The 17579-nt window shown below is 47.1% G+C and carries 10 protein-coding genes; 1 reads left to right on the forward strand and 9 read right to left on the reverse strand.

Annotated features, from left to right (window positions below):
- Window positions 1-12: 12 nt before the first annotated feature.
- From AC1DFM_RS23790 to AC1DFM_RS23805, 4 genes are read right to left on the reverse strand one after another with little or no spacing between them, the layout of a single operon-like run.
- Window positions 13-1089 carry a DUF5007 domain-containing protein gene (locus AC1DFM_RS23790; protein WP_477079259.1) on the reverse strand — a complete coding sequence of 359 codons (1077 nt, stop codon included), beginning with the start codon at window positions 1087-1089 and terminating at the stop codon, window positions 13-15.
- Window positions 1090-1107: 18 nt separating this feature from the next.
- Window positions 1108-2700: a carbohydrate-binding protein gene (locus AC1DFM_RS23795; protein ID WP_477079260.1), complete on the reverse strand. Its 1593-nt coding sequence runs from the start codon at window positions 2698-2700 to the stop codon at window positions 1108-1110.
- A 17-nt stretch (window positions 2701-2717) separates the two neighbouring features.
- A complete protein-coding gene (locus AC1DFM_RS23800) occupies window positions 2718-4232 on the reverse strand; it encodes a RagB/SusD family nutrient uptake outer membrane protein (RefSeq protein ID WP_477079261.1) in 1515 nt (504 codons plus the stop codon).
- An 18-nt stretch (window positions 4233-4250) separates the two neighbouring features.
- On the reverse strand, window positions 4251-7232 hold the full coding sequence (locus AC1DFM_RS23805; RefSeq protein ID WP_477079262.1) for a SusC/RagA family TonB-linked outer membrane protein: 2982 nt from the start codon (window positions 7230-7232) through the stop codon (window positions 4251-4253).
- Between the two features lie 888 nt (window positions 7233-8120).
- Here AC1DFM_RS23805 and AC1DFM_RS23810 point away from each other — a divergent pair.
- Window positions 8121-9653: a hypothetical protein gene (locus tag AC1DFM_RS23810; protein WP_477079263.1), complete on the forward strand. Its 1533-nt coding sequence runs from the start codon at window positions 8121-8123 to the stop codon at window positions 9651-9653.
- A 65-nt stretch (window positions 9654-9718) separates the two neighbouring features.
- On the opposite strand, the gene AC1DFM_RS23815 is transcribed toward AC1DFM_RS23810, so the two are convergent.
- From AC1DFM_RS23815 to AC1DFM_RS23835, 5 genes are all read right to left on the reverse strand, one after another.
- Window positions 9719-10606, reverse strand: a complete 888-nt coding sequence (locus tag AC1DFM_RS23815) for an ATP-grasp domain-containing protein (protein WP_477079264.1) — start codon at window positions 10604-10606, stop codon at window positions 9719-9721.
- Between the two features lie 193 nt (window positions 10607-10799).
- Window positions 10800-12350, reverse strand: coding sequence for a RagB/SusD family nutrient uptake outer membrane protein (locus AC1DFM_RS23820; RefSeq protein WP_477079265.1), 1551 nt, complete (start codon window positions 12348-12350; stop codon window positions 10800-10802).
- A gap of 24 nt (window positions 12351-12374) precedes the next feature.
- A complete protein-coding gene (locus AC1DFM_RS23825; protein WP_477079266.1) occupies window positions 12375-15629 on the reverse strand; it encodes a SusC/RagA family TonB-linked outer membrane protein in 3255 nt (1084 codons plus the stop codon).
- A 200-nt stretch (window positions 15630-15829) separates the two neighbouring features.
- Window positions 15830-16897, reverse strand: coding sequence for a FecR family protein (locus AC1DFM_RS23830; protein ID WP_477079267.1), 1068 nt, complete (start codon window positions 16895-16897; stop codon window positions 15830-15832).
- 83 nt (window positions 16898-16980) lie between these two features.
- Window positions 16981-17541, reverse strand: coding sequence for an RNA polymerase sigma-70 factor (locus AC1DFM_RS23835; protein WP_477079268.1), 561 nt, complete (start codon window positions 17539-17541; stop codon window positions 16981-16983).
- Window positions 17542-17579 lie beyond the last annotated feature (38 nt).

Raw genomic sequence — 17579 nt, forward strand, 5'->3', positions numbered from 1 at the left:
GGCTGACCGCCGCTATTCATCCCTGAATCGCGGATTACTACGGAAGTAGAAAATGATTTCCCAGTCGCCCTTCTGATAGATATTAAAGAACAAATCCATGGTGCCCCGCTGCCTGACGTGTCCATAGCCTATTCTGTCGAAGATGAAATTCACGTGCGCCGATGAGCCGTCGCCGTTAGTAAATCGGGTAGGCATCTTGACGAGCGGAATTGGATAGGCTGTTTCGTAGGTGACAGCCGTTTTGGTACGCACTACATTAAATCCATGCATCAGCGAATCCCAGTTGGTGAGGTTAAATTTGCTGATATCAATGGGTAATGAATCTTTGTCCATGAACTTAAACGTGAGGGTATTGCCGTTGCCTTTCTTTCTAAACAGTACCCGTACGCTGTCGGACTTAAGCCCCTGGTTGGTTTCATCGTCAGTGATATTATTGATGCCCGGGTGATTGTATACCAGGGAATACACGGATGAGTCGCCTGGATTGGGATAGTTGCGGCGTTGCAAGCCGGTAAGCGGGTCCATTTCACTGGGCGAATACGGTTGTTCCCGCAATGGAATCAGCTGCAGATTTTTGTAGGTGGTGCTGCCGCCGGTGTTGCCGGCCTCCACATCAAACAGGTAGCCCGAATCCGGCTGCTGCCGCATGAAGGAGCTGTCGGCGCCCGCCCATAGGATAAAGTCGCCGGAAGTGGCACGCACTTCCCAGGCAGGATGAGATTCTAGCACCCGTTTGGCTTCTATCTCCGCTACTGATTTTTCCCATCCCGTATAGGCTTTCTTCCATACCAGTGTTTGCACTTGTTTTTCCAGGTCTTTGGAAGGCAAGCCGCTTTTGGTATAGCGCACATTGGTGATTTTAAAATGAATGGGCGTAGTAGAATTATCGGTATTAAAAATCAGGGAGTACACGGTGGTACGGCCCAGGATAGGATTGAATACTTTTTGATTGTATACTGCGCGGGGGCTGAGATAGTCCAGATCGTCCGGCGCCCATTTTCTGCAGGAGCAGAAGAGGAGCAGAAAGCAGAAAGCAAAAAGCAAAAAGCTATTGAAGCGGATAAGGAAAATTTTAGGTTTTCGTTCCATTGCGTAATTTTTAAAACGTTAGTTCACCAGTTTAAAAGCCACCGACTTCACATCATATCCGCCGGTTTCCATTACGAAGCGCATTTTCTGTTTGCCTTTGGTGAGGTGAACAGATACGGTAACGGCCGTACGCTTATCGTAGCCACCGGTATTCACGGCGCTGACAGGCCCTGTTACATCTACCCCGCCGAATTCGATATGGAAGGTTTTCTTACTGCTTTCCGCGGTGCCGATCAACGTGGTGACGTTGTAGAAGCCACTTGTTTTTACATCCACATCATATTCCAGCCATTCGCCGGCGCGGGTCCAGCCAATCACATAGCCGCCGCCTTCATGTGGTGCGTAAGCAATACCTACTCCATCGTCCGGGCGATATTGGCCACCATCATTGTGTGTAGTGGTGTTGTGATAACCTACTCCTTCTCCCCCTGGATTATAATCTTCCAGCTGTACTAAACCCGGAATAGGAATAGGCCTGTTTTTAGGCATGAGTTTGATGAAGCGCAGGTCATAGCTGGCATAGTCGTAGTAGAGGGTCAGCACATGCTTTCCTTCCTCCAGTTTTACTACGCTTCTGATATCGGTGTAGCGGTCCCACCCACCGGTATTGGCGAGGAATAACTGGCTGCCTTGTACAAACCTACCATCCAGGTTCAGGTGCAGGCGACCATCGCCATTATTGGTACCAAATCGAAGGATCATATCATAGTCGCCGGTTTCTGCCACCTGTACGGTATAGTTCATCCACTCATCGGTTTCTGTCCAGCCTATTTTATAGCCATTTTCTGCATTGGCGATATCTACACTTTCAGCGGGTCGGAACTGGCCGCCATAGTTATCCCGGGACCGGTCGTGGTAGGCGACCATTTCACCACCACGATCAAACATTTCCAATCCGATGGTGCCGGGAATCCACATGGGTTCTCCCGTCCAGGGGTAGGAGTTGGTGGGGTTCATGCGGGCAATAAATTCGTCGAAGCCAAACATGTGATCTTTCTCCAGTACGTTCACGTAGCCATTTTTTGTATTGATGTCGATGGCAACGGTGTTGGTATTGCTCCAGCGATTGGTATAGATTACTTTTTTGGTATCACTGAATTCAATGACGCCGGGGCCGCCCTGTACCTGGCCTTCAGCGGTAGTTTGATTTAACTTGCCGTGCATAGGGTAGTCGTCTACCGTCCAGAGAATGACGCCATCCTGCAGCTTCATTTTATCCGCGGCCCATTTGCCACGGATAATGTAGCGGCATACCAGCGAATCCAGCTGTTCTGCCGGCAGTGCGCTGAGGTTCATCAACGGGCGTCCCTGTATACCGCGGAGGGTGTTCATATTTTCGAGGGCCTGGCGGAAGCTGGCGTCTGAAGGCGCGAAAACGGTGAACAGGCTATCTTTATTTTTGAGTAAATCACTGCGATGTACGAGGTCTGTTGCCAGCAGGAAAGAGTCGTATTGCTGCTGCTGGTGCAGGAAATCGTATATGGTGCCATCAAAGGCTTTCAGCTGATTTTGATAATTGTAATCACCATCATTTTTCCTGCAACCTATTGGCAACAGGATGGCCGCCATGCAGCAGGCGAGCAGACTTAACATGATATTCCTATTACGCATGTTTTGCTTCATTTAGATTATTGCCAATAAGGGTTTTGCCTGATCAAAGGATTCTGTGTCAGGATATCTTTCGATACAGGCCAGAAAATGCCGCCGTTGGCAATGAGTTGCATGAAGGCGGGATCATTTTGTTTTATTTTATTGTAGCGTATCAGGTCAAACCAGCGCCACCCTTCTCCCATCAACTCTTTGCGGCGTTCTTTAAAGATGGCGTCAATCAGGTCTCCTTCCACCGAAGCGTCATAGCGTTTAATTTTACGCAGGTCGCGGATAGTGTTTAACAAGTCGATGGCGGCCTGTTGCTGTCCGTTCACCGCCTGGGCCTCCGCCTGCAGCAACGTGATGTTTTCCAGCCTGGTAATGATAATCGTGCTGGAGAAGATGCGGAAAGAAGGATCTGTTGTATTGCCATCCTGTATCACCTTTATTTTATTGAAGATGGGGATGAGTGTATTGAAGCTGGTGAAATATCGTTGCGAGGTGGGCGCGCCGGTGAGGGTATCCAAACTGAAGCGCTCATCTACCGGCTGATCGAATACAGATAGAATAGTGGCTTTGGGAATATAGATATCCGGTACATCTTTGTTCACCACGGGCTTGGCCAGTGTGAGCTCTTCCAGATGTCCGGAGAAAGATTCATCTACATGTCCCCAGTCGAAGTTAAAGCCGAGGATATGATTGTCCTGTTTCCAGTGATAGAAGCCGTTGCCTCTTACCAGTTCATCTGTACCTACATAATAACTACCGGCTTTACCGTAATTATCCAGCACAAATTGTGCGTATACTGATACATCTGCATACTTTCCCTGCCACGCCGCCACATGGGCTAACAGCGCATAAGCAGATAGTTTGCGGGCCAGGGCGCCCATCCAGCGACCACTGCTTTCATTGTAGTAGTTGCCGAGTTGCTGCGGATCATTCTGGCTGTATTTGTAAGGCAGGTCGTCGGCAGATAATAACAATTCCTTTTCCACAAATGCCAGTACGGCTTCTTTCTTTTCACGGGGCTTGTTGCTGAATTCCCCATCATGGGAAGTAGTAATGAGTGGTACATCTCCCCAGATAGTTACTAAAGTAAAGTAGGCATAGGCGCGCATGAAGTGCATCTGTGCAATATCCACACGCATATTTTGATCAGAATATTTAGGATCTTTTGCCTTCACTTCGCCCACATGTTCCAGGAACATATTAGCCGAATTGATGACTGCGTAAAACCGGCGCCAGTCGGACAACGACTGCAACAATGGATAAGCTGCCCGGAGATCATTCCTGATCACGGCTTTCAGGTCCTGCCGCTGGGTGGCTACAAAATCACCGCTGCGCAATTCTCCATACATCCAGAACGCGTTGTTGTCTGCCAGGGCAGCGCGCATCAGGCCATATACACTGATTAAGGCAGCACGGGTATCTTCGTGGGAATTCCAGAAATTTTTCTCTGATACCACATGCGACGATTCTACGTCCAGCAGTTTCTTGCAACCGGAAAATATCAGGCTGCACAGGACGACACTTATAATCAATACTTTTTTCATTTCAGTCTGTTTTGCCGTTTATAGATCCATTTTAAATCCGATGGTATACGTTTTCGGGATGGGTAATCCGTAGCCGGTATCAAACCCGTTGTAGTTCACCAGTTCGGGGTCTCCGCCGGTATAAGGCGTGATCGTAAACAGGTTGCTGGCGGTACCGTACACGGATAAACGGGTAATATGTGTTTTCTTATTCCACCACCGGGCGCTGGTAATATCGTATTGCAGGGAAAGACTGCGTAGCTTAAGGAAGGCGCCATTTTCCAGGAAAAGGTCCTGGTCTAACCGGTACGGATCTACGGTGCTCCATGGATTATAAATCGGGTATTTATCGTAGTTGCCGGTTTTGCTCCAGAAAGAAATTTCCTTGATGGCACTCATATCTATCTTGCCTTCGCGGTTAATGAAGTCGAAGCGATTGGCCATTTTCTCATTCATGATTTTTCTGCCGAGTGCATAGTAAAAAGCGCAGCTCAGCGTAAATCCGCGCCAGGTGAAGTCGTTGGTAAATCCACCGGAAACCACTGGCAGCGCATGACCGGTCAGCACTTTATCTTTATCATCTATGACGTAGTCATTGTTGGTGTCCTGCCAGCGTGGATCTCCGGCCACCAGCGGAATGCCCTGATAGTTCAAGCCTTTTTTAGTAGCGGGATTCACAGGAATATCAGCGTCTCTGTTATAGATGCCTTTATTTTGGAGTACCCAGAACTGATCAATGCCATAGCCTACTTTCAGCAGTTTGGAGCCATCACCCACTACCAGTTCGGAAAGGCCGTCGGGTAAAGCCAGCAGTTTGTTTTTGTTATAATTGATATTGAGAGATGAAGTCCATTGTAATTTGGAACTTGCGGGTAATACAGTGGCTTGTATCGTGAGGTCGATGCCCTGGTTGCTCACCTTCATGCCATTTTTGTACTGCATTTTATAACCATATTCTGAGGAGAAGGGAACACCGATGATCATGTTTTTATCTACCCGGTCGTACACATCCAGGGCCACCTGCAGGCGGTTTTGTAAGAAGCCGGCGTTGAGTCCTATGTCCAGTTGATCAGTATAAGGCCATTTGATATCGTTGCCAATATAGCCGGAGGTATACGCGCGGCTCATACCGGGGAAACCGTTGTAGGAGAACTTCACCGGGTTGTTGCTGAAAGAGAGGTCGGACGTATATTGGGTGCCTTCTCCGAAACGGTCGTCTGTCATCAGTCTCCCTACCCTTCCCCAGCTGGCATGCAGGCGAAGGGTGTTGATGGCATCATTGTCGGCCAGCCACACATTTTTCAAGTTTGCGCCGGCGGTAAAGGTGGGCGACAAAAGCCACCAGGTGTTGGTGGGCAAACTGGAGGAACCATCGTCTCTCAGTAATACGGATACATCGAACAGGTCCTTGTATTTATATGCGGCGCGGCCGTAGAACGAGAGCAGGCGGTGCTTCTGCTGGTCGAGGAACATAAAGGTTAACGCATGATCAAAGGCTTTCAGGCTCAGGTAATTCGGTTGTGTATTATCTGAGTTGAGTAAGTTCACTTTAATCAGGTCGTTAGGGCCTTTATAGGCGTAGGCATAGTTATAGCGATTAAAATCTGCCTGAAACACTTCTCCGGCTTCGATATTAACACTATGCGTTTTATTCCAGGTATGATGGAAGGCCACGGTATTGTTGAAGAAGACGCGTTGATTATAGCCAAAGTAGTTGGACACATAGTTCACCGTTTCCAGCAGGGTGCTGGGATAGAAGATGTCACGTAGTCCTTCGTTATAATCAAATCCAAAATTGGAAGTAATTTGCCAGTCGTCCGAAATGCGGTAGTGTAGCTTAAAGTAGCCGTTTACCTCATTGGTCTTATTATCATCGAACGATTTGGAATATTCGTTCAGGTATTGGCGGTAGTTGTCTTTGTTGGGCGACAGCGGGTTGCTGAGGTCGGGCAGGTATTGCATTTCCGCGAAGCGATCGCGCAGGGACTTATTGCGTTTACGTTCCAGTCGTGTAGCGCTGATCATGGAAGAAATGRTGAAGCCTTTGAGGGGCACCATATTGATTTCGAACATGGCGTTGTAGCGATCTAGCGCGGTAGCGTCGGCGGGGTTGGCGCTGCGGCGGTTGCCGATGGCGAAGAGGAAGTTGGCGCGTTCTGTGCCGCTGGAAAGACTGGCATTGACGCCGTATTCCGGACTGTTTTTATAATATAGGTCCGTCCAGTTGGAGGGGCCGTAATAGGCGTTGTTAGTGGAGTCGCGCAGGTAGAGCGGATAACTTTGCAATTGATCGGTGGTAGCGTATTTATCGTAGAACTGTTGCCGGAACGCGTTTTCTGTGCGGGCGTTGCGGGTGGTGATATGTGGTGCGGGGGCGAATCCGAAGTAAGTGTTGAAGCTGATGCGGCGTTTACCCGTTACCGGTGGTTTGGTAGTGACGAGGATAACGCCTCCGTTGGCGGCGCGGGGGCCATATTTAGCGGCTTCTCCAAAATCTTTCAGCACTTCTATGGAGGCGATGTTATCCGGGTCTATGGCGGCCAGGAGATTGGTAGCGGGTCCGATGCGGTTGTAGTCGAAGCGTTGTATATCAAAAGCGAACGGGTGGTCCATGATGAGTGGGATGCCGTCGAGTATAACGGTGGGTTGTGCATCGTATACGTCTTTGCTGCTGATAAAGGGGATGGCGGTACCTCTGAGGAAAAAGTGTTGCAGGGTACCGGGTTCGCCGCTGGGTTCGGACGCGTATACGCCGGCAACATTTCCTTTCAGGAGATGTTGGAGAGAAGGGTGAGGATAGCGGGTTTCGCGTTCCAGGGAGATATCGCCCGGCGGTTGTTTTTTGCCGGGAGGAATCACGGTAGGCGGCAGGGTATCGACCGCTGTGGGCGGGCGGTTACCGGTATCCGGATTACAACGTATAGCCTTATACGTTAACTCATCAAAAACATGACCGGCCCGTGCAGATGCAACACAATACAACAGCAGGCACGGGATAAACATCCGTACAAATGATCGCATAGTTTTAATATTTTAAAATAGGCGTGGCACGAGGGCGCCGGTAGCAGTTCCCTGCTAAGTAATCGATTTCGTAAGCGGGCGTAATGATGCCATTACGGGGTCCGGTTACGTGAACATAAACGCCAGGTAAGCATTACAGCAGTCAATGCAAAGGCAAGGGCTGTCATACCGTGGAAATAAAACTGAAAATGGCTCCTGAATGCGCCTTTAACCTTCTTCCTTACTTTACATTCCCTGCGTGAATAAATCGATTTAGCAAAACGGACAAGCCAAACACCTGGCAGCTACAAAAAATCGATTTAGCAATAAAGACGCGGACAAAGACAATGATAAGGGTGTCGGTGAAATTTCTACATTGAATGCTAGGATTTATTTGATTGATTAAAAAAGATGATATAGCGATTTCTGGTTGTGCGTAACGTGAATTTAAAACAAGGTAATCATTTCTTCCGGGCTAAAACTACTTCACGGGTCTATCATAACGGTTCAAATTTAATCAGCCTTTATTWAAAAAAATTACCTTTTTTTATTTTAAAAAGACAATCCCAAAATGAGGGTTTACATTTCCCCGATCCTCCGCCAGGCTTATATTTACCCCACAATTAAGGATTAATTAGGGCCTAAAAAATGGTCTTTTTTGTACAAAACAGATAATCCCAAAGAAAACGACCTCTCCGGATCAAAACTTTTATCCCCTACCCTTGCTTTCCCTATTATTTCGTTTAAATTGCTCATGCAATAATTTTCTATCGGACAAAACACTATGACAAAAAAGGAGAACCAAATAAACCTTAAACCCACTCTTCCTTACTTTTCTTCCCCTCCTGCATGTCCATTTCCCTGTTATGAATACGTACAAATCATGTCGAAAAATTAAACCGTCATTCTATGGCTAAAGCTGATATCCTTATCAGACTTATCAACACGCTGACTAAAGCGGAGAAAAGATACTTCCGGCTATATTCCTCTTTACAGCGGGGCAGCAAAGACTATGTCAAATTGTTTGACCTCCTGGAGCATAGCCACTTTAAAAATGCCGCTGCCGTGAAAACCACTTTTACCCAACAGCACCCCGGCATTTCCTATGATGTGTGCAGCAAATACCTCTATAAAATCATCATGGACTGCCTGTTGCACCTGCACCTGCAACAAAGTCAAACCGCCATGCTCACCGCAGGCTTACTGAAAACCGAAATCCTGTTCGAAAAATCATTGTATGAAGAAGGCAACCGGCAACTCCGGAAAATACAGGACACCGCCAGCGCCAGAGAAAAGCAGGAACTGCTGCTATGGGCGCTGAACCAGGAAATGAAAGCACTCCATCTGCTTAACTTCCCGGATACCTCAGAAAAAACATTGCTGTACAAACAGGCACGCATAAACGAAGTATTGCAACGTATTGCACATACCCGCGAACATGCTGCCCTGTATGAACAACTACGGCATCACCTGCTCTACAAAGGCGCGGTGAGAACCCTGCGTCAGAAAGAAATTGTGCACCACCTGCAGGAAAAAGAACAGCAGCTCACCAGCAAAACTACCGCCAACACCAATACCCATTTGTTGTTCCAGGCCAACTATGCCCTGATCACCGGCAACTACAACGCCGCGTTAAAACACTTTTACACACTCAACAACCTCCTGCAAACACCCGGGCAACTCAGCATCGATACCCCCATCGATCACCTGTTAGTACTCGAAGGCATATTGGACAGCCTGCGCTCCACCCGGCGTTATAAAGAACTCTCCCAGTTCCTCGATAAAATACGGCAATTTAAAAGTGAAGCGCCCTACCTCGAAGTGATGATACAAAGACTGGTATTCATCTATGAACTTACCAGTCATATCGATAGCGGCAACTTCCCTGCAGCACTGGCACTGCAACAACAATACGCACCCCTGCTACTCAAAAAAATACATCTGCTGGATATCAGCAAACAGGCAGAAATTTATCTTTACCTGGCACTGGTACACCTGGGCAATGAAGATATTAACAGCGCCCATGAAAGCCTGGAAAAAGTATTACAGGAAGGTAATCTCTACAGCGAACTACCTATCTTCCGAACCTTCAAACTGATACATCTCTTACTGCATTATGAGCTGGGAAACTACGAGTACATCCGCTATGAAACCCGCGCCTTTCGCCGGCACTTACAACCTGATAATAAACGATCTTTCCTGCTGGAAAAAACGATCATCAAATTTCTACGTAACGGGCGACTGTTTCCAGTATCTACACCACCCGCTACCGTCTGGAAAAAAATGAGCAGCAGCTTTGAAAAAATTAAGGAAGATAAGTATGAAATGCAGCTGTTAAAACTGTTTGATTTCTCCGCCTGGATAGAAGCGAAATTGAAAAAGAAATCATTGGGGAAAGTACTGAGAGAGAAATATGAAGCGGCATTGACAAAAAGCGCTTAGCTGTTAGCTTTTAGCAAATGCAGCGAAGATAATGTTATGTTGATCTTCGCTGCATTTGCTAAAAGCTAAAAGCTAACAGCTAACAGCTTTCTCAACGCCTGATAGTAATTTTCGTATCCTTGTGTGGCAATGCTCAGGAAGAGATAAGGCTCTATCGCCTCTAACTCCATCAGGTAAAATTCATCAGCGCTAATCACACCATCCACCCGCACATACAATGAGCCTTTGCAGAATTGATCCACATATTTTTGCGCTTTGCTTATAAATACCTCACCTGCTGCCGCTTGTTTAAAGGTGCCACCATGGTAGTGCTGTACGCGGAAATCGCCTTGCTTAGGGGTTTTCAGCAGCATGTGGCTAAACTCTCCACCAAAGAAAACAAACGACCACTCTCCCTCTTCAATCTCTTTCAGGTAAGGCTGTGCCAGGAAATCTTCTGCCTGCAGTAAAGCATTCAGGGATGCCTGTTTGGCGGCAATATCGTTCACCGACAATAACACGGTATTTTTTGCGCCAGCGCTTACGCAGGGTTTTACTACAATTTTATCGGTGTTCCACAAGGTGAAAAAGGCCTGCCAGTCGGGTGTAGTGCCTTGCGGTAATAACTGGCTCGGGATAATCGGCAACCCGGCAGCTGCTATTTCGAGGAGATACTTTTTATTGCTGTTCCAACGCACCATATCGGCGGAGTTGAGTAGTTGCACGCCTGCGGCTTCGGTTGATTTCAACCAGGCATAGAAGGTATCAATCTGATCATGATAATCCCAGGGCGACTTAATAATGGCCGCATCATACTGTTGCCAGTTTACTTCCGGGGCATTCCATACCACCGGTGTGATATCGATCCCTTTCTCCTGCAGGAATTTCAGTAACAGATCATCTTCGCTTTCTGTAACGCCTTCATTGTACCGTGCTTGCTGTTGATAAGTAACCAGGGCTATTTTCTTGTTCATGATTTCCGGGTTTAAATGTTGCTACAATCAGTTTGGTCTGCAAAAGTACTTCAAAGGAAAATGAAACCGTACATACAAATTTCTATATCGCTATCATTAAAAACTATTACCCCGGCCATTGTTATAAACGGTGACATAAAAAAAGTCGCCTCCTTTTGGGAGACGACCTCATTCAAATAGTAGCTATTCACACTCAATATCCGTCGTTCTGGATCAGCACTGGTGAGTTACGATCTATTTCCGTTTGCGGAATAGGCCAGAACTCATAGTTATCCTTGTACTTTGTTTTGATATCCGGATGTAATGGATTGGGAACAAATCCATTTAATTTCTGGGTAGCTATTCCCCATCTTCTCAGGTCGAAATAACGCAATCCTTCCAAAGCAAATTCCACTCTTCTTTCATGACGGATACGTGTACGCATATCCGTTTGCGATAAGTTGGCAGGAAGATCCGGCATCCCAACGCGGTTGCGCACTGCTCTCATGGCTGCATATACAGTACCATCAGGGCCTGCAGCTTCATTCTGGGCTTCTGCATACATCAGCAGAATATCTGCATAACGGAGTAGTACAAAATCATTGTCATCAATGGTGCCATAGTCCGGATCACTCAACGAAGGGTCCAGCCATTTTTTCACGGCATAATATCCTGTTATCCAGCTATCTTTTCCGGGAGTAGCGATAGACAAATCGCCGGTAAATGGCCAGCCTTGTGCTTTGGTATCACCAGGGAAGAAGAACGTCATCCGCATGCGTGGATCGCGGTGTTCGTAGGGTTTACCCGGAACATATACGCTGGAAGAAGCCGTGTCTTTACCATCTGCGGCTTCGTACTCGTCAATGAGGTCCTGGGTAGCCAGTTCTCCTTTCCAGCGTTGCAGGTTCACCGATATGGCCACATCCTGGTGCAGCATATTAGGACGCATATATCTTACTGAAAACATGATCTCTTTGCTGTTATTCTGATCAGGCTTGTAGAAGTTACCGGGATAGCTGGGATTCAGACTAAATTTGCCGGCGGTCATGATGTCCTTTGCCAGCGCAGCTGCTTCCGCATATCTTTTCTGGAACATCAGTACCCTTACTTTATATCCCTGCGCAGTGGCTTTCACGGCGTGGCCATTGTAATAGCTGGTATCTGGTAATACTGCAATGGCAGCATCCAGGTCAGCGAGTACCTGTTTTAACACATCTGCCCGGGGAGATTTTGCCCTGGAAGAAGTATAATCTACGGTGAAAGGATCTTCTGTAGTCAATACTGTATTGCCATAAAGCTGGGCCAGCCAGAAATAGTTGAAAGCCCGCATGAAATAAGCTTCTCCTTTGTATTGTGCCAGCTTATCGCCACTGAGTACCGTGCCCACTCTGGCAAGGAATGTATTGGTGGTAGCAATGGCCTGGTAACTGTTATCATAATAAGATCTTACGAAATCACCTGATTGCGGTGTAATACCAGAGGTAAGGGCATTGGTACCTCCACCGTAATTATACTGTCCGTAGGAGTCATCCGTAAAATTGTCCCAGGCAAAAACGGTAAACTGTGAGGTAGCGTATCCTCCGCTTCCTGCGTACAGATTGTTATATAAACCGGCCAGTGCCTTGTCGGCATCATCCGGTGTTTTCCAGAAAAGGGAGGTAGCCAGTTTATCCGGAGGCGTAAGATCCAATGCTTTCTTACAGGCGCTGAACAGCATCAGGGAAGCACCTGCTATTATTAGTATATATTGCTGATATCTTTTCATAACTGAATCATTTAACAGGAAAAATTAAAACTGTACGGTAGCACCAAATGTGTAAGTTTTAGTTTGCGGATAGGTCACATAACTGCCATCCCCTACACGCTCCGGATCAAGGCCCGGGAATTTACTGATGGTGAATACGTTGTCGGCGGTAAAGAATACCCGCAATGATTTCATACCGATACGGCTGATGGTAGCAGCAGGTAAGCTATAGCCCAGTTGCAGATTTCTCAGGCGGAGAAAAGAAGCGTCTTTCAGGAAGTAGGTAGACTGATAGTACTGCACGGGCGCATAATTATCTGCGACGTATATCCGTGGCATTGTTGTACTCGGATGTTCGGGGGTCCAGCGGTTGCGCCAGTCTGTAGTAGGCACAGACCCTTGTCTGAACGGTTCTATTCCCCATCCGGTAACATAAATTTTCTGTCCGGTAGAGCCATACAATTGTGCACTCAGGTCGAAATTTTTCCAGGAGGCGCCCAGATTCACCGCATATTGCAGGGTAGGATATTTTCCACCGGTGTAGGTACGGTCCTTGTCGTTAATCACGCCGTCTCCGTTGACATCTTTTATCTTCAAATCTCCGGGCTTGGCGTCTACTGGTTGTTTAGGAGATTTTGCGATTTCATCTGCACTCTGGAAAATGCCATCCCATTGGTACAGGTAATATTCATCCAGCGGATGTCCTTCTTCCCGGATATTATTACCGATGATATCTCTTTTACCATATTTCTCCAATATGTTTTTATAATGCTGGAAGTTGGCGCCTACATACCAGGTAAAGTTTTTGCCGATACGGTCGTTGTATTGTATGTTCACTTCATATCCTTTGTTTCTCACCGCGCCGTTATTGACGATAGGTGCGTTTAAGCCCAGCCACAGCGGCACCTGGGAGTTGCGGAGAATATCGAAGGTGTATTTATTGAACCAGTCGCCKGTAATGGTCAGCCGGTTATCGAAGGCTGTTAGGTTTATACCAAAATCCAATACGCGGGTGGTTTCCCAGGTAAGGTCGGGGAATATGATCTGGCGGCCGTTGAAACCCGTAGCTATATTAGAACCGAATACATAAGGAGCGTTACTGAGCGTAGACTGATATGGATACGTTCCAATATTCTGGTTACCGAGTTGTCCCCAGGAAGCACGCAATTTCAGATCATTGATCCAGGATACTTTTTTCAGGAATGCTTCTTCCGAAATTCTCCATGCGCCGGAGAAGGAGTAAAACAAACCCCAGCGGGTGTTGGACGGCAGCCTGGACGTACCATCATATCGTACACTGGCGCCGAAAAGGTATTTATCGTTATAGTCGTAGTTGGCATTGCCATAAAAAGAGCTGATGCCCCATTGTCCGGAAGTACCGTTATTGGTTTGTCCATCCTTAGGGCCAGCATCCAGTTCTCTCAGGGAGTTGGTCGGAAACTGGGTACGGCTGGCACCCAGGGTATCAGCTTTATTTTGTTCCTGTTGGAAACCGGCGAGTGCATTCAGGTTATGCAGCCCAAATTTTTTCTTGTAGGTAAACTGGCTATAATACACGGTGTAGACGTATCCTGTGTTGCTCACATACAGCCCCGGCGTGCCATCATCCAGCAAGCCGGCGGAGCTCATATCACTAAAGTAATAAGTAGGCACTACCGGTCTGAAATCGTTGGATTTGTAGTTATCATAGTTCATGCCCGCGCGGTTTTCCCATTTCAGGCCATCTATGATATCCACATCGAGCGATAAATTACCTTGTACATAATAATCGTTGGTGCGTACCCGTATGTCTTCATCCACAATAGCCACGGGGTTTTTATTACCCAGCTCGTTGTTATAGGCTTTCTTGATCCATTTGCCATCGAAGGAAGCGGGGTACAGCGGCGACTGTGCCAGGGCAGAGAGGAACATATCACCGGCGCCATTTTCAGGATATTTCCGGTTGGCGTAGCGCATTTGTATGTTGGTACCCAGCGTCACTCTTTTATTAACCCTGGAGCTAAGGCCGAGGTCCAGGGTATATTTCTTGTAGTCGAAGCCAATCATTACACCGGGTTGATTACTGATACCCAGGCCCAGGCTGTAGTTGGTGTTGTCTTTACCACCGCTCATATTCAGGTAGTGGTTCTGCGTGTAACCGGTGCGGAAAATATCGTCCAGCCAGTTGTGGTTAGGGTATTTCACGCGGTCGGTGGCGTTTTTGTAAAGGTCTATCTGCTGTTGGCTATAGATGGCGGGCAAACCAGAATTGGCGCGTGCTTCATTGGACAACGACATATACTCTGCTGAGTTACTGATTACATCCGGCAGTTTCGCTGCTTTGGAGATACCCAGGTTATAGGCATAGGTAAGGGAGAAGCCTGCCCTTCCTTTTTTCGTTTTTACAACGATCACGCCATTGGCGCCACGCGAACCATAGATGGCCGCAGACGCTGCGTCTTTCAACACGGAAACGGATTCAATATCGTTTGGGTTCAAAGCATTCATATCACCGGGGAGTCCGTCTACGATTACGAGCGGATCATTGCCGGCGCCACTGAAGGTGCTGACACCGCGGATACGCAGTTGTACATTTTCATTGCCGGGTTCACCGGAACCTTGTGTTACCTGCAAACCGGGAAGCTGGCCCTGTAGCAATGAGGCGGGATTGGTAGCTACCCGCTTATTCAGATCAGCGCCGGAAACAGTGGCTACGGCGCTGGTGAGTTTATGTTTTTCCTGTGTGCCATAACCTACTACCACTACTTCATTCAATCCTGCTACATCATCTTTCAGCACGACGGTAATAGATGTTTGGTCTGACACCACTATTTCCTGTTTCAGGAATCCGATAGCGGAAATCACCAACACCGCATTATCCGGCACCTGCAGGGAAAACAGGCCATCTACCGTGGTCAGGGTGCCGGTAGTAGTGCCTTTCACCTGTACGGTAATATTGGGCAGCGGGTGGCCTTTTTCGTCCAGTACTTTACCGGTGATTTTTTTCGTGCGGATTTGTTCTGCGGCGTTTTTAAACACGACCATGTTGTTTTCCATGATGGCATAGTGCAGGCCGGTTTGGCGGGATATTTCGTTTAATACATCGCGGATATCTGCCTTTTCCATGGTGAGACTCAGTCGCGGCAGTTTTTCAATAGCGGTATTACTATAGTAAAAGGTGTATCCCGATTTTCTTTCGAGATAGTGAAATACCTTCTCCACATCTGCCTTTACAAAGGAAACAGAAACGGTATTTTGCGAATACCCTGATGCAGATACCTGAAAAAACAGGCCGATCAGAAAGCAGGTAAATTTAAACATCAGTAGTAGTTTTCTTCCATAACATGGTAGCTCAAACGTTGTTCGTTGCGTTTTTCTTTTCATAACCTGGAAAATTCTTATTAAGACTCAATAAAAATGTGGAATCCTTTCGTAATAAAATGGCCGACACTAACCGGCATAGCAATCCCGCTAGGGAGGTCGCTCCCCAATTATGGTGTTGATACTCATACTGGAAGATTTTAATTAATCGTTATTACATCCCCCTGGATGGAATATTTAAATGGTTGAATTTCCTGTAAAATGTTTAGTAGTTTTTCGATTGATACATTGTCGGCCCGCCCGGAGAATCGCAGTGCTGCCAGTTGCGGATCAGTGATCGCGATTTTCACCCCGTACCAGCGCTCCAGTCGTTGCGCCAGAACGGATAATGTTTCATTTTGAAATATGAGTTGATTATTGATCCAGGCAGTTTCCAGCACATGGCTGCTATCTGTTGATGAAACAGGTGATAATGGCTGACGTTCAATAACAAGTTGTTCTTTTCCGTGGTTGTTATAGCTGGCCTGTTTACTTTCGGTGGTGGCGGAGGCTTTTCTCAGCAATACTTTTTCGTTGGGGGCTACCCGCAGTACCTGCTGTCCTTCTTTCACCCTTACTTCTACCGCGCCGGAAATCACCGCTGTTTCCTCAAAATCTTCTTCTTTATAAGAGCGAATGTTGAAACTGGTACCTAGTACCCGAACATCCATTTTTTCCGCGTGTATAATAAAAGGCCGGCTGGCGGCATGTTTAATATCAAAAAAAGCTTCTCCGTCGAGGTATACTTCCCGAACGTCTTTATCCATTTTCTCCCGGTAGCGTAAAGTACTGCCGGCATTTAGTAAGATGGTACTGCCATCCATCAAACGAATCTTCGTTTTCATACCAGCATCTGTGGTCACAATTTTATATCCCGGAAAAGACGATTGCCAATAAAGATACCCAAGTCCGGCGCCAGCAAGGCAAATCAGTGCCAGCAAGGGAACAAGTACCCTGCGGGCCTGAAAGCGCCGCTTCGGCTGCTCCGTAATCACCGCAGGCGCGTCGAGGTATTCATCTCCTATAGCATTACTTACCCGCGCCATCAACCTGTCGGTATCGGCCTCGTCAGCATCCATTTTTTTGCGGAACGACAGCTGTTCCAGCATACCAGCCTTCAGCCAGTCGCCCGGATGTTGCAGTAATAATTCGTCCAGCTCCGCTTTTTCAGCGGCGGAAATTTCTCCGCTCCAGTGCAGGGCCAATAACTCCGATAACCGTTGGGTCATTTACAAAAGGTGTATTTTTTCGATGATTGTAGTAATAAGACAACCCCCGAAAGAAAAACAATTAAGCGGGAGAAAAAAATTTTTTAAGAGTAGGAATATTTCAGGGTAGATCCCAGTGCGGCCCATATCTTTTTCAGGGCAATCGTCATTTGTACATTGACGGTGGCTTTGGACAGGTCCAGCAGGGTGGCGGCCTGTTCATAGGAAAAGCCTTCTTCTTTTACGAGTACAAAAATTTGCCGGCAACGGGGCGGCAAAGATTGAATAGCGGCCTGTATATGATCCAGCTGCTCTTTGTTGATCAGGATATCTTCCGGGCTTTGTGCACGGTGGTGGCTCACTTCCACCTCCCAGGCGGCCAGGTGTGTTTGCCTGCGCCCATTTTGCTTTAAATAATTAAGCGCCGTATTTTTTACAGCTTTAAAAAGATAGTATTGCACATTATCAGGCGGGATTACCTTCGTTCTTTGTTGCCATATTCTGATAAATACATCTGCTACCACTTCTTCTGCTTCCGCTTCATTACCCACAATGCTGCACGCGAAATAGCGTAATGAAGGACTAAATGCCTTCATCATCTGCTTAAATACGGCAAGATCCCCCAATGCCCAAAAAGAAGAATAATCAGCTGCTTTACTGCTCATGGTCATGAATAACCTAAAGTAGTATTTCTTTTAATACT

It is taken from the genome of Chitinophaga sp. 05T412 (assembly GCF_056396465.1).